21 protein-coding genes are annotated in these 23,798 nt (G+C 67.6%); 14 read left to right on the top strand and 7 right to left on the bottom strand.

Annotated elements, in window-relative coordinates; translation table 11 throughout:
- Positions 1–132 precede the first annotated feature (132 nt).
- The 5 genes from ACOGXD_RS14470 to ACOGXD_RS14450 all read left to right on the top strand — a co-directional run bounded on the left by ACOGXD_RS14470 (position 133) and on the right by ACOGXD_RS14450 (position 2,805).
- Positions 133–363: a hypothetical protein gene (locus tag ACOGXD_RS14470; RefSeq protein ID WP_419915720.1), complete on the top strand. Its 231-nt coding sequence runs from the start codon at positions 133–135 to the stop codon at positions 361–363.
- 635 nt (positions 364–998) lie between these two features.
- The gene (locus ACOGXD_RS14465; protein WP_419915719.1) at positions 999–1,466 is read left to right on the top strand and encodes a hypothetical protein; all 468 of its coding nucleotides are present in this window, start codon (positions 999–1,001) and stop codon (positions 1,464–1,466) included.
- A gap of 307 nt (positions 1,467–1,773) precedes the next feature.
- Positions 1,774–2,010: a hypothetical protein gene (locus tag ACOGXD_RS14460; RefSeq protein WP_419915718.1), complete on the top strand. Its 237-nt coding sequence runs from the start codon at positions 1,774–1,776 to the stop codon at positions 2,008–2,010.
- Between the two features lie 193 nt (positions 2,011–2,203).
- Positions 2,204–2,509 carry a hypothetical protein gene (locus tag ACOGXD_RS14455; protein WP_419915717.1) on the top strand — a complete coding sequence of 102 codons (306 nt, stop codon included), beginning with the start codon at positions 2,204–2,206 and terminating at the stop codon, positions 2,507–2,509.
- A 38-nt stretch (positions 2,510–2,547) separates the two neighbouring features.
- Entirely contained in the window at positions 2,548–2,805 is a 258-nt protein-coding gene (locus tag ACOGXD_RS14450) for a hypothetical protein (protein ID WP_419915716.1), read from the top strand.
- A 72-nt stretch (positions 2,806–2,877) separates the two neighbouring features.
- Here the strand turns inward: ACOGXD_RS14450 and ACOGXD_RS14445 are convergent, their stop codons facing one another.
- The 3 genes from ACOGXD_RS14445 to ACOGXD_RS14435 all read right to left on the bottom strand — a co-directional run bounded on the left by ACOGXD_RS14445 (position 2,878) and on the right by ACOGXD_RS14435 (position 4,604).
- A complete protein-coding gene (locus ACOGXD_RS14445) occupies positions 2,878–3,297 on the bottom strand; it encodes a type II toxin-antitoxin system VapC family toxin (protein WP_419915715.1) in 420 nt (139 codons plus the stop codon).
- Positions 3,294–3,521 carry a ribbon-helix-helix domain-containing protein gene (locus ACOGXD_RS14440; RefSeq protein ID WP_419915714.1) on the bottom strand — a complete coding sequence of 76 codons (228 nt, stop codon included), beginning with the start codon at positions 3,519–3,521 and terminating at the stop codon, positions 3,294–3,296. Before ACOGXD_RS14440 ends, ACOGXD_RS14445 begins: the two co-directional genes overlap by 4 nt.
- A 177-nt stretch (positions 3,522–3,698) precedes the next feature.
- Positions 3,699–4,604, bottom strand: a complete 906-nt coding sequence (locus tag ACOGXD_RS14435) for an MOSC domain-containing protein (RefSeq protein WP_419915713.1) — start codon at positions 4,602–4,604, stop codon at positions 3,699–3,701.
- An 80-nt stretch (positions 4,605–4,684) separates the two neighbouring features.
- Between ACOGXD_RS14435 and ACOGXD_RS14430 the strand changes: the two genes are divergently transcribed.
- Positions 4,685–6,007 (top strand): M24 family metallopeptidase, encoded by a 1,323-nt coding sequence (locus ACOGXD_RS14430; RefSeq protein WP_419915712.1) that lies wholly within the window; start codon positions 4,685–4,687, stop codon positions 6,005–6,007.
- A 40-nt stretch (positions 6,008–6,047) separates the two neighbouring features.
- Here ACOGXD_RS14430 and ACOGXD_RS14425 read toward each other — a convergent pair whose 3' ends face one another.
- The 3 genes from ACOGXD_RS14425 to ACOGXD_RS14415 form a co-directional block, all read right to left on the bottom strand.
- A complete protein-coding gene (locus ACOGXD_RS14425; protein ID WP_419915711.1) occupies positions 6,048–7,964 on the bottom strand; it encodes an acetyl/propionyl/methylcrotonyl-CoA carboxylase subunit alpha in 1,917 nt (638 codons plus the stop codon).
- A 30-nt stretch (positions 7,965–7,994) separates the two neighbouring features.
- Positions 7,995–9,617, bottom strand: a complete 1,623-nt coding sequence (locus ACOGXD_RS14420; RefSeq protein ID WP_419915710.1) for a carboxyl transferase domain-containing protein — start codon at positions 9,615–9,617, stop codon at positions 7,995–7,997.
- Positions 9,618–9,695: 78 nt separating this feature from the next.
- Positions 9,696–10,862 (bottom strand): hypothetical protein, encoded by a 1,167-nt coding sequence (locus tag ACOGXD_RS14415; protein WP_419915709.1) that lies wholly within the window; start codon positions 10,860–10,862, stop codon positions 9,696–9,698.
- A 103-nt stretch (positions 10,863–10,965) separates the two neighbouring features.
- Here ACOGXD_RS14415 and ACOGXD_RS14410 point away from each other — a divergent pair, with 103 nt between their 5' ends.
- From ACOGXD_RS14410 to ACOGXD_RS14400, 3 genes are all read left to right on the top strand, one after another.
- A complete protein-coding gene (locus tag ACOGXD_RS14410; protein ID WP_419915708.1) occupies positions 10,966–13,479 on the top strand; it encodes a CoA transferase in 2,514 nt (837 codons plus the stop codon).
- Positions 13,480–13,574: 95 nt separating this feature from the next.
- The gene (locus tag ACOGXD_RS14405; protein ID WP_419915707.1) at positions 13,575–14,675 is read left to right on the top strand and encodes an LLM class flavin-dependent oxidoreductase; all 1,101 of its coding nucleotides are present in this window, start codon (positions 13,575–13,577) and stop codon (positions 14,673–14,675) included.
- The gene (locus ACOGXD_RS14400) at positions 14,672–17,059 is read left to right on the top strand and encodes a molybdopterin-dependent oxidoreductase (RefSeq protein WP_419915706.1); all 2,388 of its coding nucleotides are present in this window, start codon (positions 14,672–14,674) and stop codon (positions 17,057–17,059) included. The genes ACOGXD_RS14405 and ACOGXD_RS14400 overlap by 4 nt, the downstream gene beginning before the upstream one ends.
- Positions 17,060–17,067: 8 nt before the next feature.
- Here ACOGXD_RS14400 and ACOGXD_RS14395 read toward each other — a convergent pair whose 3' ends face one another.
- Positions 17,068–17,754 (bottom strand): TIGR02453 family protein, encoded by a 687-nt coding sequence (locus tag ACOGXD_RS14395; protein WP_419915705.1) that lies wholly within the window; start codon positions 17,752–17,754, stop codon positions 17,068–17,070.
- Between the two features lie 116 nt (positions 17,755–17,870).
- Here ACOGXD_RS14395 and ACOGXD_RS14390 point away from each other — a divergent pair, with 116 nt between their 5' ends.
- From ACOGXD_RS14390 to ACOGXD_RS14370, 5 genes are all read left to right on the top strand, one after another.
- Positions 17,871–18,125 (top strand): DUF6457 domain-containing protein, encoded by a 255-nt coding sequence (locus ACOGXD_RS14390; RefSeq protein ID WP_419915704.1) that lies wholly within the window; start codon positions 17,871–17,873, stop codon positions 18,123–18,125.
- A 67-nt stretch (positions 18,126–18,192) separates the two neighbouring features.
- Positions 18,193–19,482: an O-acetylhomoserine aminocarboxypropyltransferase/cysteine synthase family protein gene (locus ACOGXD_RS14385; protein ID WP_419915703.1), complete on the top strand. Its 1,290-nt coding sequence runs from the start codon at positions 18,193–18,195 to the stop codon at positions 19,480–19,482.
- Positions 19,479–19,988: a CoA-binding protein gene (locus ACOGXD_RS14380; RefSeq protein WP_419915702.1), complete on the top strand. Its 510-nt coding sequence runs from the start codon at positions 19,479–19,481 to the stop codon at positions 19,986–19,988. The genes ACOGXD_RS14385 and ACOGXD_RS14380 overlap by 4 nt, the downstream gene beginning before the upstream one ends.
- Positions 19,989–20,104: 116 nt before the next feature.
- Positions 20,105–22,195, top strand: coding sequence for a thioredoxin-like domain-containing protein (locus ACOGXD_RS14375; RefSeq protein ID WP_419915701.1), 2,091 nt, complete (start codon positions 20,105–20,107; stop codon positions 22,193–22,195).
- A 62-nt stretch (positions 22,196–22,257) separates the two neighbouring features.
- Positions 22,258–23,778: a glycoside hydrolase family 3 N-terminal domain-containing protein gene (locus ACOGXD_RS14370; RefSeq protein WP_419915700.1), complete on the top strand. Its 1,521-nt coding sequence runs from the start codon at positions 22,258–22,260 to the stop codon at positions 23,776–23,778.
- The last annotated feature ends 20 nt before the right edge of the window (positions 23,779–23,798 follow it).

The raw sequence follows: 23,798 nt of genomic DNA, 5'->3' as shown, positions 1-23,798 counted from the left end.
TGTGGCCCCGAGGGCACCACGCCCGCCCGAGGGGACCCCTGCCGCGTGTGCGGCGGCGCTGGGGTGGGGGCGTAGGGGTGGGTGCCGACGTTCACTCATCACGGCCCCGGCTCGACGCCGTAGGGTCGCGCTGTGGGCGATGCGAGCGAACACGACTGGCCGGACTGGCTGCCCGAGCATGACCTAGACAACCTGCCCGAGCCGTCCCGCGTGCTCGGCGTGAATCTGGTGCTGAAGCTGCTTGCCGCCGACGGCGTGGGGAATCGCACGGCAATGCGAGTCGAGTACGACGCTGCGCTGCTGGGCCGTGCTGACGTGGTGCGGCTGCTGCGCGAGCACGCCGATTTCCTAGAGGCGAGATAGCGGGCCGCGACGCCCCCGGCTGTGGTGATGGCACCGGCCCGGCGGGCAGCCCCTCGGCGGCGTCGTGGGGGTGAGTGTTGCGTGCACACGTTGGGGCTGCGGGGCGCGTCTAGCGTCGGTGCTCCGCTGCCGCGGCGTGATTGTCCGCTGTTCCCCCGCGCCGTGGCATATCGCAGCCCCACGACGGGCGGGGCACGGCCCCAACCTGTTGCCCCGAGGGCTGCGCCCGCAGGCATCCCCTCGGGCGCAGCGGGCGCGCCGGGGGCGCGGCTAGCTTCGCGGCCCATGACTCGGGCGAGCGCGTCGGGCGCTGCTGCGCTGTCGCCGTGCGGGCGCTGGGCGGGCCGCTGTGATGCCCGCAGGGGGTTACCGGGCGCGCTTGTGGGTAGCGGTTGGGTAGCTGCGGGCGAAATATCGCCGTGACCTGCGGCGATGTGTACCGCGACGAGGTGCTAGCGACCCTCGCATAGCAACCCGCCTCGCGTATCGGTGTAGGTCGGATGTCGGTACTGATTCTGCGGCGAGCGAGGCCGTCACCCGAGGCTGATTTCGGCGGCTGGGTGTTGCGAGCTCGGCGTGCAATCGAGGTGCGAATGAGGGAACCGCTGAGAATGAGTGAGAGGTACATTCAGGCCATGACCCCGGCGCAGCATCCCGAGCCGCCGAAGAGCAAGCTCTGGTGGATTACCGCATTTGTCGCCATAGGCGCGTCCGGTGTCGTTTGGGATGCGGCGTATCGGGCGAGGAACTGGGTGCTGGTGACGGCGCTGTGGGTCGCTTTGGTGACCTACGTGGTCGTGTCCTACAGGTCGTTCGCGAAGCGCGAGCGCCAGCGCCGCATGTCGCAACCTGCCGAGACAGTGCCGCCGAATCACGCTGGGACCGTGAGCGCGGCGCAGGATCTCGGCCCGCCGAGAGCCGGGATGAGGCTCGGGCTCCGGTGGTTCGCCTTCATGGTCGTCTTGCTCGCTGGGGTTGGCGTGACGGCCGGCCTCGGTGGTCTGGCAGGTTTCTTGGTCTATGCCGTCGTCATGTTCGTGATCTTCACCGCGTGCGACCGGCGGCGGCATCGCTCCCCGCGGGCTGCACGACAAGGCGGCTGACGTGCGAGGCGCTTGGGTCGTGTTTGGCCGGGACGTGCTGATGTGTCGGCCCGATTGCAGCAGGCTCGCATGAGAGATGCCGACTCGCCGACGTCGGCGAAGCGGTGGGGTTGGGGCACGAGACCCCGCGACGGCCGCGAGCTTGGAGCGTACGCTGCGATGATTCTCGCGGTGCTCGCGTGGTGGCCGTTGGCGGGGCCGTTGGGCAAATGGCAGGCGACGATTGGGATGGCGGCCATGGTGGTCGTGTGTTGGCCGGTTTACGCCGGTTGGTGCCGTCGCCGCTGCCCGTGAGGGACGAGGCGCCATGAGCGACGAAGTTGCTACCGACCGGCCGAGACCCACGTTCGGACTGGCGTCGGCGATCGTCTTGTTCCTGTTGAGCAGCGGTACGTACTACGTGTTCAGCGCGGCGTACCGGACTGGCAGTTTCGTGTTGGTGGCGGCGACATTTGCCGCACTGCTGACCTGCTGCGGGATCTCCGGGATCGTGTGGTTTAGGTTCGCGAAGCGGAAACACCAGCGCCACACTCCTACCGACTGACGACGCCCAAGGAAGCTTGGGACCAAGCCATGCGCGACTACATCATCGGCAAGCTCGCCCGCTCTGGGTTAGAGGCAGCGGTCAGGCGCCATCGGTACGCGCTGGGCGTGCAATCGAGGTATGAGTGCGGGAACCGCTGAGAATGGCCGAGAAGCATATTCAGGCCATGAGCGCAACGAACTACCATGACACCATGACCGAGACCGTTACGACGGCCCAGCGCAAGCAGCGGTGGCACAGGCCGCGGCCCGCGCTGCCGCCCGGCCACGAACCCGAGGCCACGAGCCGCTGGAGCTGGCGCTGGAATTGGGTGCGGCCCCGCGATGCACGCGAGTGGCTGGCCCGGCTAGCGCTAGCCCTCATCGTGCCCGCGTGGTTGTTGCTGGTGGACCCGCTGGGCAACGTGGCCTTGCTCGGCATGATCGGCTCGGTCGTCGTTGCCTGTCCGGCGTACGCCAATTGGCAGCGCAGACGCACCCCAGCAGGCAGTGGCAGCTAGCCATGAGTACCGCGAGCGCAGAGAGTTACGCTGGGACCGTGGGCGCGGTGCAGATTCCCGGCCCGCCGAGGGCCGAGATGAGGCTCGGGCTCCGGTGGTTCGCCTTCATGGTCGTCTTGCTCGCTGGGGTTGGCGTGACGGCCGGCCTCGGTGGTCTGGCAGGTTTCTTGGTCTATGTCGTCGTCATGTTCGTGATCTTCGACGTGTACGACCGGCGGCAATCTCGCTGGTCGCCGCCCAAGGCGCGCACAATGCCGAAGTCATGGCAGAACTCGGCGCCAACCCCGACCAAATAGCCGACCTGGCCGATCGGGGCGTGCTCCGCTCCGCCGATTCGTCGGCCTGCTGCTACAGGCCGGCTCGCCGGACTATTCGGGAAGGTCGGCGGGCAAGAGTGTGAACGGCTGACCGGTCAGCGATCGAACGACGCGGAAGTGCCGTTCGTCGAGCGTGGCGATCTGGTGGGTTCCGTGGCGGTGGGCGAGGACCACGAGTGACGCGTCGGTCAGGCCCAGCCGCAGATCCCGGTATCGCTCAATGACGGCTCTCGCACGGATGAGGTCGACGCGTTCGAACGGGGCGAGTTCAAACATGCCCGACCCGAGTTCGTCCAGAATCGCCAGTTCAGCATCGACGCCGGCGATGCGTGCGGCGAAGTAGTCGATCTCGGCGAGCACGAGCGGTGAGACCACCAACGACCGTGCAGCCGACAGAAGCGCCCGGCAGGGGGCATGCTGTTGCTGACCACGAATCGACGCCGCCAGGAGAACGCTGGTGTCGACGATCACGAACCGAAGCGCAGTTCCTCGAGGATTTCATCGACCCGTTCAGCCAGCGTCGGGTCGCCCCAGTCGTCCTCGAACAGCGGAAAGTTCGGCCGCCTCTCGCGACGTGCGATTGCTTCCTCCAGCGCTTCGCGGATGATGGATGCCTCAGTCCGATTTTCCTGCTTGGCGATCATCTTGAGGTCGTGCTTGAGTTCTTCGGGCAGGTAGACCGTCGTCTGCTTCATCAGAGGTTTCACAAAAGGTATTGTACTAGGCATTGCGTGGGCCTTCTGTCCGGCGAATTCGGGCGCGTCAGATGGGTTGGGAGGCCCGACTGATGTACCCTGCTGATAGCTCTGACGAAAATACAATGAAATCTACTGAAATAGGCAGAGATTATTGTCAGATAGTGTTGTGCGTGGCTAGTGAGGCGGGTCGAGCAGGGGTGGACCGGTGGCTGTGACGGTGACCGGGTCGCCGACGGAGACCACAGCGCCGTCGGGGTCGATGGTGCAGGCGATGCCGAACATGGCATTGCCCTCCAGCATCCCCCGCATGCCTGGCGAGAAGCCTTCCGCGACCGAGCACCAGCGGTGCTTGCGCAGCACCAAGGCGGGTTCGCGGTGGCGCTCGCCGGTGTCCTGATCGATCTGGGGGACGGCGCAGCGGGGCCACACCACGCGAGCGCTGAGCTGGGCCGGGCCGATCGAGAACTCGGTCCAGGTGTCTTCCGACCAAGGTTCGTCGTTGGTCACGATGAGATTCGCCCGGAAACGCTCGATGCCGAACGGCTCTGAAGCCCGCGCCACCAGATCGTCGAGCGAGGCCGTATTGGCCACGAGCACCGGCGCCGCGTCAGCGAAACCGGTGAGGCGTCCCCGGAACAGCCGCATCGGACGGGATGACTCAGGGGTGAACGCTGCGAGTCTGGCCGGGAAGCCGAGCACCTCGCTGAAGAACTCGGCCGCCTCGTCTCCTGCATCTGCACATGCCACTTCATCGCCGATCAGGGCAAGGACGGTGGTGTCATTGGCGTCGGGGCGTTTCACGTCAATAGTGCCCATGCCGGGTGCGCTGATCGTCAGGCCGCCGTCGATCGGCACGGGGGCGACGGTGGCAAGCGCCGCGTTTCGACGTTGGGTGACCGCTTCCCCGAGTGCGTTGGTGCCGTCGGGAGCTGTCACCACCTGCCATGCACGGTCGCCCTCAAGCCCGGTTGCGGTGACCAGAGCCGAATTGAGCTCGATGCGGCGACAGCCCTTGATGGGGTGAATGGTGATACCGGTGAGCGTGCCGGCGGCTTCGCCGTCATGTTCATCTGTGGCCATGCCCAGACCCTAGGCTCGCCGCGCACCGGTGTCTCGGCCTCGCCGCGACGCATTGCGGACCTTGGGAGGGGTAAGCAGGCATGGCACTGCACGGGCGCGAGCGTCGCCACCGACCCAAGATCGGTGTCGGCCGGGCCGAACCCCCCGAGTGGCTGCTGGACCACACCGACCTCAACATGCACGCGCTTGGCCCGGGTGCCGATCTGGAGGCAGAGTGGGTGGCTGCGGGGTTGCAGCTTCCCGACCTCTCGGCGCTGCGCCGGTACCGACTGACACGGGTCCGCGAGCAGTTGCGCCGCGCAGACTGCGATGCGGCCCTGCTGTACGACCCGTTGAACATCCGCTACGCCACCGACACCACGAACATGTCGCTGTGGACCATGCACAACGCCGTCCGGTATGCGTTCGTTGCGACAGAGGGTCCTGTGGTCGTGTTCGAGTTCTCCGATGGAGAGTTCCTGGACGCGCACTCAGAAGCAGTCGATGAGATCCGGCCGGGGACGTCGTACATCTACTTCAAGGCGGGACCGAGGTCGGAGGAGATCGCAGAGCGCTGGGCATCGGAGATAGCCGACCTGCTGGCGGCGGCTGATAGCGGTACACGACGGCTGGCGGTGGACCAGCTGGATCTGACGGGGTATCGCGCCCTGGAATCCCGCGGCATCGAACTGGTGAACGCAGGTCCGATCATGGAATTGGCACGTGCGGTGAAGGGTCCCGACGACCTCGCCGCCATGCGCTGCGCCATTCACGCATGCGAATCCGCCATCGGCGAGATGCAAGCCATATTCGAGCCGGGGGTGAGCGAGTTCGATCTGTGGGCGGAACTGTGGGCCGGCAGCTTGCGTCGTTACGGGGAGTGGATCGAGACGAGACTGCTGTCGTCGGGGCCGAGAACGAATCCGTGGTATCACGAGGCCAGCAGCCGTCGGGTCCAATCTGGGGAGCTCATGGGTTTCGATACCGACCTGGTGGGTGCGTATGGAATGTGCGTCGATATGTCGCGCACATGGCGCTGCGGGGGCGGCGCCCCAACGTCGGCACAACAGGACTGCTGGTCGCTCGCCGTCGAGCAGATCCATCGCAACACCGAACTGCATCAGCCCGGGGCGACCCTGCGCGAGATCACCGAGAAGGCGTGGTATCCCGACCCGGACAGCTACCGCGGCTACACGGTCATCTCCCACGGGGTCGGGCTGTGCGACGAGTACCCGGCCATCTACCACCGTCACAAGTGGGACGCCGGTGGCTACGACGGCGTGCTCGAACCCGGCATGGTGATGTGCGTAGAGGCCTTCATCGGCGCTCGGTCCGGCGGCGAGGGCGTGAAGCTGGAAGAACAGGTGCTGATCACCGAGACCGGCAATGAGGTGCTGACGACCCTCCCGCTCGGGCTCGTCTAGCTGGTTGGACCTGTCGAGTCACGTCCTCTGTGGCGGGCTGTCAGCTCGGATCCGCCGGCAGCTCGCGCTCGTGCTGCTCGAAGGTGACGAGGAGTTGGTTGGCTTCGACGGCATCGCCGGTGCTGCAGCGGACCTCTGCGACTGTGCCGGCCCCGTGCGCCGCCAGCGAGTGGAGCATCTTCATGGCCTCCACCACCACGACCACGTCGCCGGCGGCCACCACATCGCCGATGACGACGGGCACCTCGACGACCACGGCGGGGAACGGTGCCGCGACTGCGTCGACGGAGCCCGTGTCGTCGGTCGCGGTGGGTGCCCACGCGTCGGACCGCTCGGGCACTTCGAAGGTGACGGTGTGCCCGGCGATGTTGACCGCCACCGAACTGGCGTCGGCACTGCTGGCCGTGGCGAGAGCTTCGGTGCCGGCGCCGTTCAGCGCCCCAGCGGCCACTTCGTGCAGCTCGCCTGCACTGTCACGCAGCAGCACTGCTGCCTCGGCACGGTGCTCGGTGAGGCGGAAGAATCCCAGCGCCGACCACGGGCTGGCAGTCTGCGCAGCCCGCTGGCTCCTCAGCCGTGCCATCCATGCCGCCGCCGCTGCGGGTGCAGCGTCGTCGCTCGACGGAGGCTCGCCCATCTCTGCGGGTCCGAGTGCGTCGATGACGTTGGTGGTCATCTCACCGCTTCGCAGCGCGGGCATGTCGGTCAGCCATCGCAGGAAACCGGCATTGGCAGGAACTGGCCCCACGATGAGCTCATCGAGCGCATCGCGCAGGGCATCCAGCGCCGATGCCCGGTTAGGGCGCGTGACGATCAGTTTGGCGATGAGCGGGTCGTAGTAGGGAGTGACTTCGGATCCCGCTGAGACTGAGGCATCCCAGCGCACGCCGTCAGGTACCGACAGATGGCGCACTTGGCCTGCCCGCGGGCTGAAGCCGTCGTACGGATCCTCGGCGTTGATGCGGGCCTCGATGCTGTGGCCGGTGAACGTCACATCAGACTGGCCCAGGCCCAACGGCTCGCCGGTCGCCGCCCGCAGTTGCAGTTCCACGAGATCGAGTCCCGTGATCGCCTCCGTGACGGGATGCTCCACCTGCAGGCGGGTGTTCATCTCCAAGAAGAAGAACTCGCCGCTGGCGGCATCGACGATGAACTCCACCGTGCCCGCGTTGTCGTAACCGATGTGCCGGGCCAGCGCCACGGCGGCCTCGTGCAGGCCGTCGCGAGTGGCGGCAGGCAGGTTCGGCGCCGGGGCTTCCTCGATCAGCTTCTGGTAGCGGCGCTGCGACGAGCAGTCGCGAGTGCCGAGATGGATGACGCTGCCGTGCCGGTCGCCGACCACCTGCACCTCGACGTGCCGGGGCCGGGAGATGTAGCGCTCGACGATGACGCGATCGTCGCCGAAGGAGCGCAGCGCCTCGGTGCGTGCCTCACCCAGCGCAGCGTCGAAGTCGCCAGCCGAATGCACGATCCGGATGCCCTTGCCGCCGCCGCCGGCTGAAGCCTTGACCAGCACCGGGAATCCGATCTGATCTGCAGCAGCCGCCAGGTCGCCACCGCTCGCGCCCGGAATCGTCGGCACTCCGGCTGCTTCGGCCAGGGCACGTGCTTCGATCTTGGCTCCCATCTGAGCGATGGCCTCCGGATGCGGCCCGATCCAGACCAGGCCCGCCTCGGTCACCGCTTGGGCGAAGGCTGCGTTCTCGGAGAGAAAGCCATAGCCGGGATGCACGGCATCTGCGCCGGTCTCGTGCGCGGCCGCCAAGATCGCATCGGCATTGAGGTACGAGCGGTCCAGTGCAGCGGGGCCGATGCAACAGCTCTCATCTGCCTCTGCGACGAACGGAGCCTCCCGGTCCGGCTCGGCCCATGCGGCCACCGTGCGCCAACCCAGCCGACGGGCGGTGGCGAATACCCGGCTCGCAATCTCTGCGCGGTTGGCTACCAGCAGCTTCACGTCATTGATCCTCGTGCCGATGCAGCTGGGCTACATCCGGTAGACGATGCCGCTGCCGGGAGCCGGGGCATCCTGGCGTGCCGCCAGCGCGAGGCACAGACCGAGCGTGTCGCGGGTATCGGCGGGGTCGATGAGCCCGTCGTCCCACAGGCGGGCAGTGGCGTAGTACGGGTCGCTCTGACGCTCGTACTGGTCGGCCACCTCGGCTCGCATGGCGGCGATCTCCTCCTCGGTGGTCTCGGTGCCGCGCATACCGGCCAGCCGGATGTCCACCAGCACGGTCTGGGCAGTCTCGGCCGACATCGTGGCGATGCGGCTGTTCGGCCAGGCGAACAGGAATCGGGGGTTGAAGCCCCGCCCGCACATGCCGTAGTTGCCGGCGCCGTAGGAGCCTCCGATGAGCACCGTGTAGCGGGGCACAGTGGCGTTGGCGACTGCGGAGACCATCTTCGCTCCGTGCTTGGCGATGCCCGCCGCTTCAGAGTCGCTGCCCACCATGTAGCCCGTCGTGTTCTGCAGGAACAGCAGCGGCACCCGGCGCTGCTCGCAGAGCTCGATGAAGTGCGTGGCCTTCAATGCGTCGGAGGAGAAGATGATCCCGTTGTTGGCGATGATGCCGACTTGGAAGCCCCAGATACGGGCGAAGCCGCAGGTGATGTGTTCGCCCCATTCGGGCTTGAACTCGCCGTAGCGGGAGCCGTCGACGAGCCGGGCGACGATCTCGCGGGCGTCGAAGCCGATGCGGTCGTCGGCGGATATCACGCCGTAGATCTCGTCCGGATCGAAATGCGGCGATCCCGGCTCGGTCCACGACAGCCAGTTCTCACGATGATCGACAGCTCGCTGGTTGGCGGCTGCGCACAGCTCCCGGAGCTTGCCGTAGGCAGACCGCTCATCGGGCGCCATGTAGTCGGACACACCCGAGATGCGCGTGTGCAGCGCTGCCCCGCCCAGGTCGTCGGGCTCGATGATCTCGCCCAGGGCAGCCTTCACGATCGGCGGGCCGCCGAGGTAGATGCGCCCGATGCCCGACACCATGATGACTTCGTCGCTCAGCGCCGGCACATACGCCCCGCCGGCAGTGCAGCCGCCGAGGACCACCGAGACCTGCGGCAAACCCTGGGCGGACAGGCGAGCCTGGCGGTAGAAGCTCCCGCCGAAATGGTCCTTGTCGGGGAAGATGTCGTCCTGCAACGGCAGGAACGCCCCGCCCGAGTCCACCAGGTAGATGACGCCGAGGCCGTTCTCGGCGGCGATGTCCTGGGCTCGCACGTGCTTCTTGATGCTGATCGGCAGCAGCGAGCCGCCCTTCACCGTGGCGTCGTTGGCGATGAACATCCACGGCACGCCATGGACCACGCCGATACCGGTGACGATGCCGGCGCCGGGGGCGCTGTTGTCGTACATGTCCCATCCCGCGAGCGTGGAGAGCTCCAAGAACGGCGTGTCGGCGTCGCACACCAGATCGATGCGCTCGCGCGGCAGGATCTTGCCGCGGCTGTGATGGCGCTCGATGGAGCGCTCGCGGCCCGCACCGCCCGAGATTGCGAACTGCTGGCGATCCCGCAGCGTCGCGAGCAAGTCGGCATAGGCAGCCGCGTTCTTCTCGAACTCGCTGCTGCCAGTATCGATACGGCTCTCGAACTGTCTCATCTGCGGGCGGTGTCCCTCAGCCGGGGCGTTTCCGTCGCCGAAGATCGTACGGGGCGCGCCGGTGCGCGTCCCCTTCTCCTAGAAGTTGGGATCGTTTGAGTCGAGGCCGAGGAGTACGCGGCCGGCGGTGTCCATCTGGTAGCTGCCGACCATGAAGTGGCCGGCGACGGCCCTCACGTCGTTCAGCAAGCCGCCGAGCGGCGACGAGGTGTAATTGGCGGTGCTGCCAGTGGCCGTCACCAGCGTCTCCACTGCAGCGATGCAGTTCTGCACGCTCCATGAGCACGCGAGGCGCGCACGGGCATGCTGCGCCGGCGTCACGTTGCCGCAGGCAGAAGCGGTCTCCCAGATCTCCGACAGCACCTCGGCAACGAATGCCCGGCCGGCACCGGCGAGTGCGGCGGCGCGGGCCATGGCCGTCTGGGCGTCGGGCCGATTGGCCAGCGCCGAGCGGTTGTACAGCGGGGTCTTGGCCGTGGCCAGGGCTGCGAATTCGTCGATCGCCCGATCCGCGATGCCCGATGCCACACCGGTCTTGGGGAACGGGAATCGCAATCCCGACGGCAGGCGGTAGTAGGGGTGCTCGTTGGGCTTGGGCAGCGAGTAATTCTCGACGACCGAGGCCCGCTCATCGGGCACGAAGTGCTCATTCAGCACGACGTCGTGGCTGCCGGTGCCCCGCAGGCCCACGGTGTGCCAGGTGTCGTCGATCAAGGCTGCATCGGCCGGAATGAGCACGAAGCACAAGTTCCTCGGCCGGGTGCCGTCGACGATGTTGGCCAGGATCCACCAGTCGGCGGCGGTGCATCCGCTGACGAATGGCCACCGGCCGTCCACGACCCAGCCGCCGTCTGCAGGCCGTGCCACTCCCTTGGGCACCCCGGAACCGGCGATGACTGCGCCTGGGTTGGTCGCGTAGAACCCAGTCACCGTGTCGGGCTCGAGGTAGGCGGCAAAGATCTCGGCTTCCTCATTGCAGGTCATGGCCACCCAGCCCGTTGACGGGTGCTCGTAGGCAACTCGACGGCTGAACTCGATGAACTCGGCGGGATGGCGCCCACCGCCTCCGAGCTCGGAGGGCACCAGCAATCGCATGAGGCCGAGCTGCCCCAACTCGGCGATGATCTCGGCGTCGGGGTTGCGCTCGGCGTCGCTCTGCTGGCCGCTGGCACGAACCCGCGCCAGCAACTCGTCGGTGAGTTCGGACGGAGGCGGGTGCCGCCACGGCGACGGGCTGTCGGCCATCTGGGCAAGCTAACCGCCGCGCAACAGCGAGCGCCTGCGTATCGTCGTACCGGCCCGCACTGCGCAGGACTCGTTCCGGCGCAGCGCCAGACACATCACGAGCGTGAGTTCAGGGACCCACATGACGGCACTCGAAGCCTCCCAGCACACGGCATCCACGCCGCTTGCGGGCATGACCGTTCTGGATCTCACCGATCACCGCGGCGAATTCGGGCCGTGGTTGCTGGGCGAGCTCGGCGCCGATGTGATCAAGGTCGAACCGCCCGGCGGCACTGCGGGCCGGGCGGCACTGCCTTTGCGGCCGCAGCAGGGGCCCGTCGGCGACCTGCGCAGCTGGCAGTTCTGCGCGTACAACTCCAACAAGCGCTCCATCGTGCTGGACTTGGACGACCCCGACGACCGGCAAGTGTTCGAGGGCTTGGTCACCCACAGCGACTTCATCTACGAGTCGGGTGTGCCGGGGGCGCTGGCTGCAGCCGGGTACGGCCACGGCGACCTCGCAACGCTGAACGAGCGGATCGTTCATGTTCAGGTCACTCCGTTCGGACTCGACGGACCTCGCAGCGGCGACCCGGCCTCAGAGCTGTCGCTGGCGGCACTCGGCGGACCGGCGAACATGCAGGGGATCTTCGAGCGGGCGCCCGTGAAGGCCTCGATCGCACAGGCGTGGCGTCATGCGGGTGCAGAATCCGCCGCGGCGGGGCTCATGGCCCAAGCCCGCATGCGCGTCACCGGTTCGGCACAGCACGTCGGCGTGTCGGCCCAGGCGGCGATGACCTGGACGCTGCTCAATGCCATGGAGACCCACGCGATCTGCGGGCGCGACTTCAAGCGCTCGGGCACGGTCGCGCAGCTGGCCGTGCCGCTCGAGATGCGCTACCGCACCCAGGACGGCTGGGCGATCGGTGTCGCCCGGGGCGTGGCGACGGGTCGGCTGCTCGACTGGTACATCGAAGAAGGCCTCGCAGACGAGAGCTGGCGAGCCGAGGAGTGGGACACCTACGACCTGCGTGCCGCGGCCGGCGAACCGATCAGCCGGACGTTCGACGAGCTCTACCAGGCGATGGTGGGGCTGTGCGAACGGCACACGAACGGCGCACTCCTGCAGCGTTCGATGGTGCTGAAGGAGACGATTGCGCCAGTCCACACCGTGGCCGACCTTGTCGAGTTCGAGCACCTGCGCGTGCGCGACTTCTGGCGGCCGATCCAAGAGGGGGACGCGGCGGGAGTCGAGCTTCCCGGCGGCCCTGCGACCATCGACGGTGTCCGTGTCGGCACGAAGCGGCAGCCGCCGCGCCTCGACGAGCACGGCGCCGAGATCAGGGCGCAACTCGCTGAGGTCAGCGCCGATCCCGTGCCGCCGGCCCAGGCGCCCGCTCAACCGACAGCGTGGAGCGTGGGTGATGCCGATCTGCCTTTCGCCGGCCTGCGCGTAGCGGACTTCAGCTGGATCGGCGTGGGGCCCATCACGGCGAAGGCGCTCGCCGATCACGGCGCGACCGTGGTGCGGATCGAATCCAGCTCTCGACTCGACGGCCTGCGCGCCAACCCGCCGTTCAAAGACGACGTCATCGACATCGACATGGCCCACTTCTTCGGCACGTTCAACACGTCGAAGCTGAGCATCGACATCGATCTCAAGACGGCTGCCGGCGTCGATATCGCCCGCCGGATGATCGCGTGGGCAGATGTGGTGGTGGAAGCATGGACACCGGGCACCTTTGCGCGCACCATCGCCAGCGACGAACTGATCGCCGAGCTGAACCCGAAGGCAATCGTGGTGCACACATCACTGCTGGCCAGCGGCGGGCCGATGTCGGCGCTCGGCGGATTCGGCTATCACGCGGCCGCCATCGCGGGCTTTTACCCGGTCGTGGGCTGGCCCGATCTGCCGCCCGACGGCCCCTACCTCGCCTACACCGACACCATCTCCCCGCGGATCATCACCACCACACTGCTGGCGGCGCTGGATCGCCGTCGCCGAACCGGCGAGGGCTGCGTCATCGAAGCAGCGCAGCTCGAGTGCGGCTTGCAGTTCCTGGCTCCCGAGCTGGCGGACTACGGGGAAAGCGGCACCGTGGCCACCCGCATGGGCAATCGCGACCCCGACATGGCCCCGCAGGGGGTGTACCGGTGTGCGGGGGAGGACCGGTGGTGCGCAATCACCATCGCCGACGATGAGCAATGGACAGCACTGGTGAAGCTCATGGATGCTCCGCAGTGGGCCCTCGCACCTGAGCTGTCGACGGTGGAAGGGCGCCTCGCAGCCCACGATGCGATCGACGATGAGATCGCGGCGTGGACCGCCGATCAGGATGCAGCCTCGCTGGAACGGCAACTGCTCGATGCCGGGATCGCGGCAGGCATGGTGCAGCGCAGCAGCGACCTGCTGGCCGACCCGCAGTATGCGCACCGCGGCTTCCATCGGTGGCTGGAGCATCCCCGGATGGGGAAAGTGCCCTATTCGGGCCACCAGTACAAGATCGCCGGGTACGACCATGGACCGAGGTTTGCGGCGCCCATGATCGGGCAGCACACCTACGACGTGCTCAGCGGCGAACTGGGCCTCAGCGATGACGAGATCGCAGAAGCCGCTGCAGCCGGCGCGCTGGGCTGACACCTCGGGCCACGGCTTCGCCCTGTGCTTCCCGCTCTTGTTCGCTTCGCTCACGGGCCGCTCGGGCCCGGGGCTCAGCCTCTTAGCCTGACGCCGTGAGTGCTGCGGAACCCCTGCCGTTGGGTGTGCTGGATCTGGCGACGGTGTCGCACGGGGCGACCAGTGCGCAGGCGCTGGCAGAGACCGCTGAACTGGCTCGGGCTGCAGACCGGCTGGGGTACCGGCGGTTCTGGGTCGCTGAGCATCACAACATGGACACGGTGGCGAGCACGTCTCCGGCCGTGCTGATTGCGCACCTGGCCGCGCAGACCGCCCAGATCAAGCTCGGTTCGGGCGGGGTGATGCTGCCCAATCACAGCCCAGCAGTCATCGCTGAGCAGTTCGCCATGCTCGAGGCACTGCATCCGGGCCGCATCGACCTCGGAATCGGCCGGGCGCCCGGCAGTGACAGGCTCAGCGCGGCCGCCGTGCGCTCGGGCGGCTCGCCCGCGGACGGGCCCGTGGCTGACCCGTGGCAGGTTGATGACTTCCCGTCCAATCTCATCGACCTGATGGGCTATCTGGGCGATGCGCGTACTACTGACGGCCCGTGGTCCGACTTCGCCGCCACGCCGGCCGCTGAGACCATGCCACAGGTGGTGTTGCTGGGTTCGAGCGGCTACTCGGCGCAGCTCGCTGGGTATCTCGGGCTGCCGTTCGCCTTTGCGAACCACTTCGGCGGCGGCGGAACGGCCCAAGCCGTCGAGCTGTACCGGCAGCGGTTCGAACCGTCGGCCGTGCTCGATGAGCCGTACGTCATCGTGAGCGTGGCGACGGTGGTGGCTGAAGACGCGGAGCGTGCCCGCTATCTGTCGGCACCGGGACGGCTGCGACGCTGGGGCATCCGCACCGGCCGCTTCTGGCCGCTGTACTCGCCCGAGGAGGCTCAGGCTCATCCCGAATGGGAGCGCGCAGCCGCCATGCCCGGCAACTCCGTGGTCGGCGATCCCGACGAGGCGGTTGCCGGGTTGGAGCAACTCGCTGCCGAGACCGGTGCAGCCGAGCTGATGGTGCACACCACCACGTTCGGTCTGCCCGAGCGCATCGAGAGCCTCGAACTGACGATGCAGGCATGGCAGCGGCGGGCAGTCGACGCAGCGGTGCGGGACGAAATGGCAGAGCCCGCCATCTCGGACGTCTCGGTCTCCGTCCCATGAGCAGGCAGGGCGGCGTAACGGCGCCCGACGTGCGCACGACGGCCATGGGGACGCACTTCGGGTCGTTCCTGGTCGACTCGCGCGACGGCGAAGTGGTGGCTGTGCGCGGCCATCCGACCGACCCCGAGCCGTCCCACCTGGGGGAGTCGCTGCGCCACTTCGCGGAGAACCGGGTGATGCGGCCCGCCGTGCGGCGGTCCTGGCTGGCCGACGGGCCCGGCGCGGCCACTCACCTGCGCGGTGAGGAACCTTTTGTCGAAGTCGACTGGGACACCGCACTCGACCTCGTCGCCGCCGAGCTGACCCGGGCGCGCGACAACCATGGCAATGCGTCGATATTCGGCGGTTCCTACGGGTGGGGTTCTGCAGGGCGATTCGGTCTGGCGTCGAGCCAGCAGCACCGCTTCATGCGCTTCTTCGGCGGCTGCACCGACCAGAAGGGGACGTACTCATCGGCCGCTGCCGAGGCGATCTTCCCCTACATGGTCGGCACGGGCTATCACGCCGGACTCGCACGGCAGACATCGTGGTCGGTGATCTGCGAGCACACGGACCTGTTCGTGTGCTTCGGCGGCATGCGTGCCAGCAACAGTCACGTGACCTACGGCGGTCAGGGACCGCACCATCACAACGACTGGGTCGCCCGTGCGAGCAGAGCAGGGGTGCAGTTCGTCAACGTCGGACCTCTGCGCGACGACTTCGACAAGTCGGCCGACGCTCGCTGGCTCCCCATCCGGCCCGGCACCGATGTCGCGCTGATGGCGGGAATCATCCACACGCTCGTCACCGATGGGCTCGCCGATGAGGACTTCCTGGCAAGCCACTGCGAGGGCTGGGACCGGCTGCGCGCTCACATTCTCGGCGAGGGCCTCGCCGCCGCCTGTGGCGACTGGCACGGCCCCACGCCGTGGGCCAGCGCCGTCGACTACGACACACCCAAATCGGCACAGTGGGCGGCAGAGGTGACCGGCATCGACGCCGATGACATCGTCTCGCTGGCGCACGAGATGGCCGCCAAGCGCGCGCTCGTCAACCTCTCCCTGTCCACCCAGCGGGCCCACCACGGCGAGCAGCCGTACTGGATGGCGCTGGCCCTGGCGTGCGTGCTCGGCCAGGTCGGCCTGCCCGGCGGGGGATACGCCTTCAGCTTCGGCACGCAGGGAAACACCGGCGCAGGGCAGACGCGGGCGCGCATCCCGGGCCTGCCGGTGCCGATGCGCCAGCCCGGGCCTCCCACCATTGCCGTCTCGCGCATCACCGAGATGCTGGAACGGCCACTCGAGCCGTACGACTTCGACGGTCGCAGGGGTCGCTTTCCCGACATCCGGCTCGTGTACTGGTCGGGAGGGAACCCTTTCCACCACCACCAGGACCTCAACCGCCTGATGCAGGCGTGGCAGCGGCCCGAGACCATCGTGGTGCAGGAACCGTTCTGGTCGCCGGTCGCCCGGAGGGCCGACATTGTGCTGCCAGCAACGACGCCGCTCGAGCGCAATGACATCGGCGGCGCCGAGACGATGCTGATCGCCATGGCGGCCGTGAGCGAACCGGTGGGGGAGTCTCGCGACGACTACTGGATCTTCGCCCGCCTCGCAGAGCGCCTCGGCTTTGGCGAGCAGTTCACCGAGGGACGCACGGCCGACGAGTGGATCGAAGTCATCTACGAGATTCACCGTGCTGCTGATCCACAGGCTCCGACGTACGAGGAGTTTCGCGCCGAGGGCTACGTGATGGCCCCCGGCAAAGTGCTCATGGGGGAGCCCACGCAGGTCTATCTCGAGGCGTTCCGCGCGGACCCGACAGCCAAGCCGCTGCGCACCCCGAGCGGGCGGATCGAGTTGTGGAGTGAGACAATCGCTGGCTACGGCTACGGCGACTGCCCGCCGCATCCGGCCTGGATGGAGCCCTTCGAGCGGCTGGGCGGTGCGCGAAGCGAGCGATGGCCATTGCACCTGGTGTCGAATCAGCCTCGAGCCCGCCTGCACAGCCAATACGACCACGCCGCGCCCAGCCAGGCGACGAAGGTGGCGGGCCGTGAGCCGGTGCGCATGCACCCGGTCACTGCCGCGGCCCGCGGCATCGCCGACGGTGATGTCGTACGGCTCTACAACGATCGTGGCGCATGCCTGGCAGGCGCGGTTCTCGACGACTCCGTCATGCCCGAGGCGGTTCAGCTCTCGACCGGTGCCTGGTACGACCCCGCACCCGACGGCACCTGCCGTGCCGGCAACCCCAACACGCTGACCGCCGATGTCGGGACCAGCCGATTGGCGCAGGGACCGTCGGCACACACGTGTCTCGTCGAGATTGAACGGTACGACGGCGAACCGCCTCCGGTGGAGTCGTATCTGCCGCCGGAGATCATCCCGCTCAACCAAGGCTGACTGCTGATCTAGAAGTCCAGTCCCACGGCCCCGCAGAGGAATGCCATGAGCGGGCGCGTCTCGTTGCACCATGCCGTGATCACCGATGGGAACTCTGGCTTGAGTGCCACATCGTGGTCGAAGTCGCGCACGGCGATGAAGCTCTTGCGCTTGAGATCCTCGATCATCGGGTGATCGGCGGACCAGTCACGGGGCGAGCGCTTGAGCCGCTCGCCTTCCATGCGCCAGCCATCGGACTGGCAGGTGTCCCGGGCACCGATCCACGCGGCAGATCGCTCGTCGATCGCAACCCGGTAGGCCGCCAGCGCGTCTCGGTCCGGCATCCAGCTGCCGGCACCGAAGAAGCAGTTCTCGGTGTCCAGATGCACGTAGTAACCAGGCGCGTGCACATCGCCGCCCCGCACATGGCGGAACTGGATGCCCACGTTGGTCTTGTAGGGCGTCCTGTCGGCGGAAAAGCGCGTGTCGCGGAAGACGCGCATCAGCGAGCCTCCGACCTTCGTGTCGCGTGCGGTCATGTGCGGTGAGATCTCGCCCAGCAAGGCGCCCATGGCACGGATGAAGTCGAACGCAGGCTCGCGCACTTCCTCCTCATAGCGCTCGCGGTTCTCGTTGAACCACTCCCGGTTATTGTTCGCTTCGAGCTCTTCGAGAAACTCGAACAGCTCGGGTCCGAAAATCCCCTCGTCGCTCATCGGTGTCCTTTCGGCTGCGGATGCCAACTGCCGGGTCCGCACCGTAGCGATCCAACGGGAGCGGGAGAGCCTGAATTGCCCGCAACGGCGCGGTCCGCCAAACGTACGCTGTGGCGATGAGCGACGAGACGGGTTCCGGACCGCCGGGCACGACGGCGCAGGAGTGGCTGGCGGGGTTTGCCGAAGTGATCGGTGCTCCTGCTCCGGGCGAGAACATCACCGAGGCGCTGCTGAACCTGGCTGGCGCGGCAGCCCACGACTCGGAGCGGATAGCGGCACCTATCGCCTGCTGGATGGCCGGCGTCGCCGGTGTGGGCCCGGCGGAGGCCCTCGAACGTGCTCGGCGGTACGTCGAGAGCCGGGCCGGCTAAGAGGCTTCCCACAGTTACTGCAGCGGCCGACCTCGGCGCGGGAGGCGCCCGTCGTAGGCTGCTCGCGATGAGCGACCACCAGTTCGGCTTCCGCACCCGCGCACTGCACGCGGGCGGCCGGCCCGACGCCACGACTGGGGCTCGTGCGGTCCCCGTGTACCAGTCCACGAGCTTCGTCTTCGAGGACGCGGCGGACGCTGCCGACCTGTTCGCCCTGCAGAAGTACGGAACCATCTACACCCGCATCTCGAATCCCACCGTCAACGCGTTCGAGGAGCGGGTGGCAAGCCTGGAAGGCGCGATCGGAGCGGTCGCAGCTGCCTCGGGAATGGCTGCTGAGTTTCTTACTGCCGCGGCGCTGTGCGAATCCGGCGACAACTTGGTCACGTCCTCGGCGCTGTACGGCGGCACACACACCATGTTCGACGTGACCCTTGGACGGTTCGGCATCGAGGCCCGCTTTGTGGACGGTGACAGCGTTGACGCATATGCCGCCGCCATCGACGACCGCACCAAGTTCTGCTACACCGAGATTGTCGGCAACCCGTCGGGATCCATCCCCGATCTGGCCGGCATCGCGGAAGTGGCGCACGCTCACGGACTCCCGCTGGTCGTCGATTCGACATTTGCTACGCCCTATCTGTGCCGGCCGATCGAGCACGGCGCGGACATCGTGATCCACTCCGCGACCAAGTTCATCGGCGGGCACGGCAACTCCATCGGCGGGGTCGTGAGCGAGTCGGGCCGCTTCGACTGGGGCAGCGGGCGTTTCCCGAACATGACCGAGCCCGTGGCCAGCTACAACGACCTCCGGTTCTGGGAGAACTTCGGCGAGTACGCCTTCTGCACCAAGCTGCGCGTCGAGCAGCTCAGGGACATCGGGGCCGCCATGTCCCCGCTCAATGCCTTCCTCCTGCTGCAAGGCCTCGAGACGCTGCCCCAGCGCATGGACGAACACGTCGCCAACGCGCAGGCCGTGGCCGAGCATCTCGAAGCCCATCCGGCCGTGAGCTGGATCAGCTATGCGGGCCTCGAGTCGTCCCCCTACCGGGAGCTCGCCCGCACCTACATGCCTCAGGGCCCCGGCGCCATCTTCACGTTCGGCGTCAAGGGCGGCCGGCAGGCCGGCGCCGACTTCATCGAGGCCCTCCAGATGATCAGCCACCTCGCGAACGTGGGGGATGCCCGCACGCTCGTCATTCACCCGGCCTCGACGACGCACCAGCAGCTGTCCGACGAAGCGCTGGCTGCGGGTGGCGTGAGCGCCGACATGATCCGGCTCTCGGTCGGCCTCGAAGACCTCGACGACATTCTCTGGGACCTGGACCAGGCCCTCGCGAAGGCGGTGCCCTCATGACCATCACCCATGAACCTGTCGACGGCTGGACCGAGCCCAGCGCAGCCGACCGGCTGGCGCTCATCCAGCGCACCAATACGGTGGCGATGGTGGGCGTCTCGGCCAATCCGGCTCGCCCATCCAATTTCGTCGCCACCTACCTGCTCAGCTCGAGCACCGATTTCGATGTGTACTTCGTGAACCCGGTGGCCGACGAGATCCTGGGCAGGCCGTGCTACCCGAGCCTCGCCGATCTGCCGGTGGTGCCCGATCTGGTGGATGTCTTCCGACGGCCAGCAGACCTGCCCGGTGTTGCTGAGGAGGTCATCGACATCGGCGCCAAGGCGTTCTGGGTGCAGCTCGGCTTGTGGAGCGCTGAAGCCGCACAGCTTGCGAACGACGCCGGCCTCGACGTTGTGATGGACCGCTGCCTCAAGATCGAGCACGCCAGGTTCCATGGCGGCCTGCATCTCGCCGGATTCGACACGGGCGTAGTGGACTCGCGCCGCACCGTAGGCAGTCGCTAGCCGGCGACCGGCCGGTACCGATGCAAGCATTCGAGCGGGGGACCGGCCGGCGACGGAGACGCGGCTTCGGCCTGCTCGCGGCACTCCTGCTAGCGGCCGCCTGCTCTTCGCCCGAGGTGAGCGAGCCGGCGACCGCGTCGAGTGAGGCCGCTGTGGCCGACGCTGATCCTGCAGCGGCGGTCGCGGCCACGGCCGACGACGACCAGGTTGCGACAACTGACGGAGCTGGAGACAGCGAGGAGACTGCCGTCGAGCCGGTCGAGTTGACCTTCGAGGGCGGCCCGGCGGCCCCAGAGTTCCCGGCCGGCTACGACTGGTTCAACGTGAGCCGGCCGCTGTCGATGAGCGGCGACCTGCGCGGCAAGATCGTGCTACTCGACTTCTGGACTCAGGGCTGCATCAACTGCATCCACATCATCCCGGATCTTCACCGGCTGGAGCAGGAGTATCCCGACGAAGTGGTGGTGATCGCAGTGCACTGGGCCAAGTTCCCCAGCGAGCGCGAATCCGAGGCGGTGCGAGAGGCATCGATCCGGTACGGCCGCCAGCACCCGATCGTGAACGACGATCAAGAACTGCTGCGCCGGGCGTACGGCATCAACGCCTGGCCGACCGTCGTCGCGATCGACCCGTTGGGCCGGGTGCTGGGTCCCGTTGCTGGCGAGGGCGTATACGAACGGCTGGCACCCGCGATCGGCGTCATGGCCGATGAGTACGGCCACAACGGCCTCATCGATCCGACGCCGCTCGGTGAGCTCCTTGAGATCGAGCCGGCGCTGCCGACCGTGTTGAGCTTCCCCGGCAAGGTGCTGGCCGACGAGGCCGGCGACCGGCTCTTCATCGCCGACACGGGCCGTCACCGGGTGCTCGTGGCCACGCTCGACGGCGAGCTGGTCGACGTGATCGGCACGGGCGCCGAAGGCCGGACCGACGGCGGCTTTGCCGAAGCGTCGTTCCGGCGCCCGCAGGGCATGGCCCTGGCGGGTGACGGCAACACCCTGTACATCGCCGACCGTGAGAACCATCTGATCCGGGCTGCAGATCTGCGCACTCGCGAGATCACCACGATCGCCGGGACCGGCGAACCGGTCACGGTCTTCCAGGCCGGGCCTGCTGCGCAGACCGCCATCGCCTCGCCGTGGGACCTGCACCTCGAAGGCGAGGTGCTGTACATCGCGGGAGCGGGCCGCCATCAGCTCTGGCTCATGAACACCGCGAGCGGGGTGCTCGACTTCTTCGCCGGAACGGGCGCCGAGGGCCTCGATGACGGCCATCGCCTCTCCGCCACGCTCTCGCAGCCCTCCGGGCTTGCGGCTGGGTACGGCGTGCTCTACTTCACCGATCCGGAGGCCAGCGCGGTACGGCAGGTCTCGCTCGGCCTCGACGGGCAGCTCGACACGCTGGTGGGCAAGCACCTGTTCGTGTGGGGCGACGAGGTGGGCAGCTTCGACGACACGCTGCTGCAGCACGCCGTGGGCATCGAGTTCGTGCCGGGTGCGCAGGGTGCAGGGCTGCTGTACGTCGCAGACACCTACAACCACCGGATCAAGGTGCTCGACCTCGACACGCAGACATCATCGGTGCTGGTGGGCGGCGGCACACCGGGACTGCAGGACGGCTTCGGCACCGACGCGCTGCTGGCCGAGCCGAGCGGGCTCAGTGCCACCGCCGACACGCTCTACGTGGCCGATACGAACAACCACCGCATCCGCACGCTGGATCTCGCCACCGGCGAGCTGACCACGCTGGCACTGTCGAATCTGGAGATCGCCACGGTGACGATGGCCGGTGTGATTGACGACAACGTGGTGCTGCTGCCCCAGCGAGTCGCCCCCGGGAATGTCGAGATCGTCCTCGATCTCAAGGTGCCTGAGGACTACAAGTTCAACACCGATGGGCTGTTCGAGTTCGAATGGTCTGCTGAGGGTGATCTGGTGAGTCCGGAAGGCGCCGCCCGCTACGAGGCTCGGGGGCCCGAGATGCCGGTCCGGCTGGTTGGCACGGTCGGCGCAGACAGCGGCACGGCGGTTCTGACGGCCACAGCGGTGGTGTTCTACTGCCCGGCGGTCGATGAGTCCTTCTGTCTGATCCGGGATGTGAACTTCACAGCACCGATCGAGGTCGACCCCGCCGGTGGGAACAGCATCCAGCTCACGCACCAACTGCTGTCTGCCGAGGAGTTGGAACAACGCCTGGGAACAGGTTGACGACCAACGGCGACAACCCGTCCGAGCCGCCGCGCGCGTCGCTGCGGTATAGGCGATCACGAATGAGACGGGTCATCTCGGCGTCGACGGCACTGCTGATCGCAGCCGGCTGGTTCGCAGTACTACCGGACGCGGCTGCACAGACATCCAGCGAGTCGGAGACCCCACCGCTCGTCACCGTCGCGCCCGACGGGGAGTCTGGGGATTCTGAGGGTGAGCCGTCCCTGCCTCGGGTCGTGGCCGTACTGCGCGGTCCAGGTGGGATCGGTTACTGGGTGATCGGCGTCGACGGCACGATCGAACCGGTCGGCACATCGATCCTGCCGATCGTGGGCGAGCGGCCTCAATTGACCGCCCAAGTTGTCGGCGCCCGTCTCGGGGCACCCGGGGCACTCGGGGTCTGGCTGCAGCTCGCGGACAACTCGGAGGTGGCCATCGGCGATCCGGGACCGACGGTCTTGACAGGAGAGGAGCGGCCCTTGGGTTGGCTCTCGGGAGTGGCGGTCCGTCAGCTGCTCTCAGGCGCGTGGTGGACCGATGTCGATCGGTGGTGCACCAGCGAGCTGACGCTGCCGGTACGGATAGGGCAGACGATCATGACGGCTCTCGGCGAACGCTCGCTCGGATTCGCTGTGGAGGAGGCACGTGACCGCCGGATCGCCGGCATCTTGGTGCAAGGGCCGGTGACCGAGCATGTCTGGCGCCGCATCGCCGAGCTGCAGGATTTTGCGGGCCGCGTTCCGCTGATCTTCGCCGTCGATGAGGAAGGCGGCCGCGTGCAGCGCCTCGCCGCGGTGGTGGGGCGCTTGCCCTCGGCCGCGGCCCAGACCGCCAAGTCGCCCGCTGAGGTAGCTGAGGTGGCCGCGGATCACGCTCGCAAGATGTACCGACTCGGTTTCACCATGAATTTCGCGCCGGTCATCGATGTCGGTGCAGGGGAAGGCATCGGGGATCGCTCATTCGGCAACGACCCGGCCACCGTCACCGAGTACGGCATGGCGACAGTGGAGGGTCTTAGCGCCGGGGGAGTGGTGCCGGTGGTGAAGCACTTCCCGGGCCATGGCGCGGCCACTGCGGACACCCACGACAAATTGGCCTCCACGGCCCCCCTTGACGAGCTGCGCCAGCGCGACCTGATCCCATTTGCAGCAGTCGTCGGGGCCACTGACGCGGCGGTCATGGTGGGGCATCTGAACGTCCCCGGCTTGACCGGGGGGATGCCTGCCTCGCTGTCGCCTGCGGCGATCGACGGGGTGTTGCGGAACGAACTCGGCCACTCGGGGCTGATCGTGACGGACTCGCTGGTCATGGGCGCGATCCGCAGCCAGTGGTCCGTGAGCGAGGCGGCGCTGCTGGCGGTGAGTGCGGGCGCGGATCTTGCGCTCGTCGGCGGCCTGGAGGACGCCGATGCAGCCTTTGCTGAGATCACCACAGCAGTTGCCGAGGGGCGATTGAGCCTGGATCGCATCGATGCCGCGGCAACCAACGTGTTCCGGGCCAAAGGCGTCTACGCCTGCACTCTCGTCGGCCGCGACGGCTTGGGCCGCCCAGTGCTGTACGACCCGACGCTGGTCGGCCGCTAGGCCGACAAATGAGACAGGGC

Source organism: Candidatus Poriferisodalis sp. (assembly GCF_965204125.1).
In the GTDB taxonomy this organism is placed as follows: domain Bacteria; phylum Actinomycetota; class Acidimicrobiia; order Acidimicrobiales; family Poriferisodalaceae; genus Poriferisodalis.
The sequence above is the reverse complement of the archived record's forward strand: the minus strand, read 5'-3'. Positions and strand labels throughout refer to the sequence as shown.

What these genes read in the sequence shown, in the direction of transcription:
- ACOGXD_RS14465 (WP_419915719.1), top strand. Translation starts at nt 999, where the DNA reads ATGACCCCGGCGCAGCATCCCGAGCCGCCGAAGAGCAAGCTCTGGTGG.
- ACOGXD_RS14460 (WP_419915718.1), top strand. Translation starts at nt 1,774, where the DNA reads ATGAGCGACGAAGTTGCTACCGACCGGCCGAGACCCACGTTCGGACTG.
- ACOGXD_RS14455 (WP_419915717.1), top strand. Translation starts at nt 2,204, where the DNA reads ATGACCGAGACCGTTACGACGGCCCAGCGCAAGCAGCGGTGGCACAGG.
- ACOGXD_RS14440 (WP_419915714.1), bottom strand. Translation starts at nt 3,521, where the DNA reads ATGAAGCAGACGACGGTCTACCTGCCCGAAGAACTCAAGCACGACCTC.
- ACOGXD_RS14435 (WP_419915713.1), bottom strand. Translation starts at nt 4,604, where the DNA reads ATGGCCACAGATGAACATGACGGCGAAGCCGCCGGCACGCTCACCGGT.
- ACOGXD_RS14430 (WP_419915712.1), top strand. Translation starts at nt 4,685, where the DNA reads ATGGCACTGCACGGGCGCGAGCGTCGCCACCGACCCAAGATCGGTGTC.
- ACOGXD_RS14420 (WP_419915710.1), bottom strand. Translation starts at nt 9,617, where the DNA reads ATGAGACAGTTCGAGAGCCGTATCGATACTGGCAGCAGCGAGTTCGAG.
- ACOGXD_RS14415 (WP_419915709.1), bottom strand. Translation starts at nt 10,862, where the DNA reads ATGGCCGACAGCCCGTCGCCGTGGCGGCACCCGCCTCCGTCCGAACTC.
- ACOGXD_RS14400 (WP_419915706.1), top strand. Translation starts at nt 14,672, where the DNA reads ATGAGCAGGCAGGGCGGCGTAACGGCGCCCGACGTGCGCACGACGGCC.
- ACOGXD_RS14395 (WP_419915705.1), bottom strand. Translation starts at nt 17,754, where the DNA reads ATGAGCGACGAGGGGATTTTCGGACCCGAGCTGTTCGAGTTTCTCGAA.
- ACOGXD_RS14390 (WP_419915704.1), top strand. Translation starts at nt 17,871, where the DNA reads ATGAGCGACGAGACGGGTTCCGGACCGCCGGGCACGACGGCGCAGGAG.
- ACOGXD_RS14385 (WP_419915703.1), top strand. Translation starts at nt 18,193, where the DNA reads ATGAGCGACCACCAGTTCGGCTTCCGCACCCGCGCACTGCACGCGGGC.
- ACOGXD_RS14380 (WP_419915702.1), top strand. Translation starts at nt 19,479, where the DNA reads ATGACCATCACCCATGAACCTGTCGACGGCTGGACCGAGCCCAGCGCA.
- ACOGXD_RS14370 (WP_419915700.1), top strand. Translation starts at nt 22,258, where the DNA reads ATGAGACGGGTCATCTCGGCGTCGACGGCACTGCTGATCGCAGCCGGC.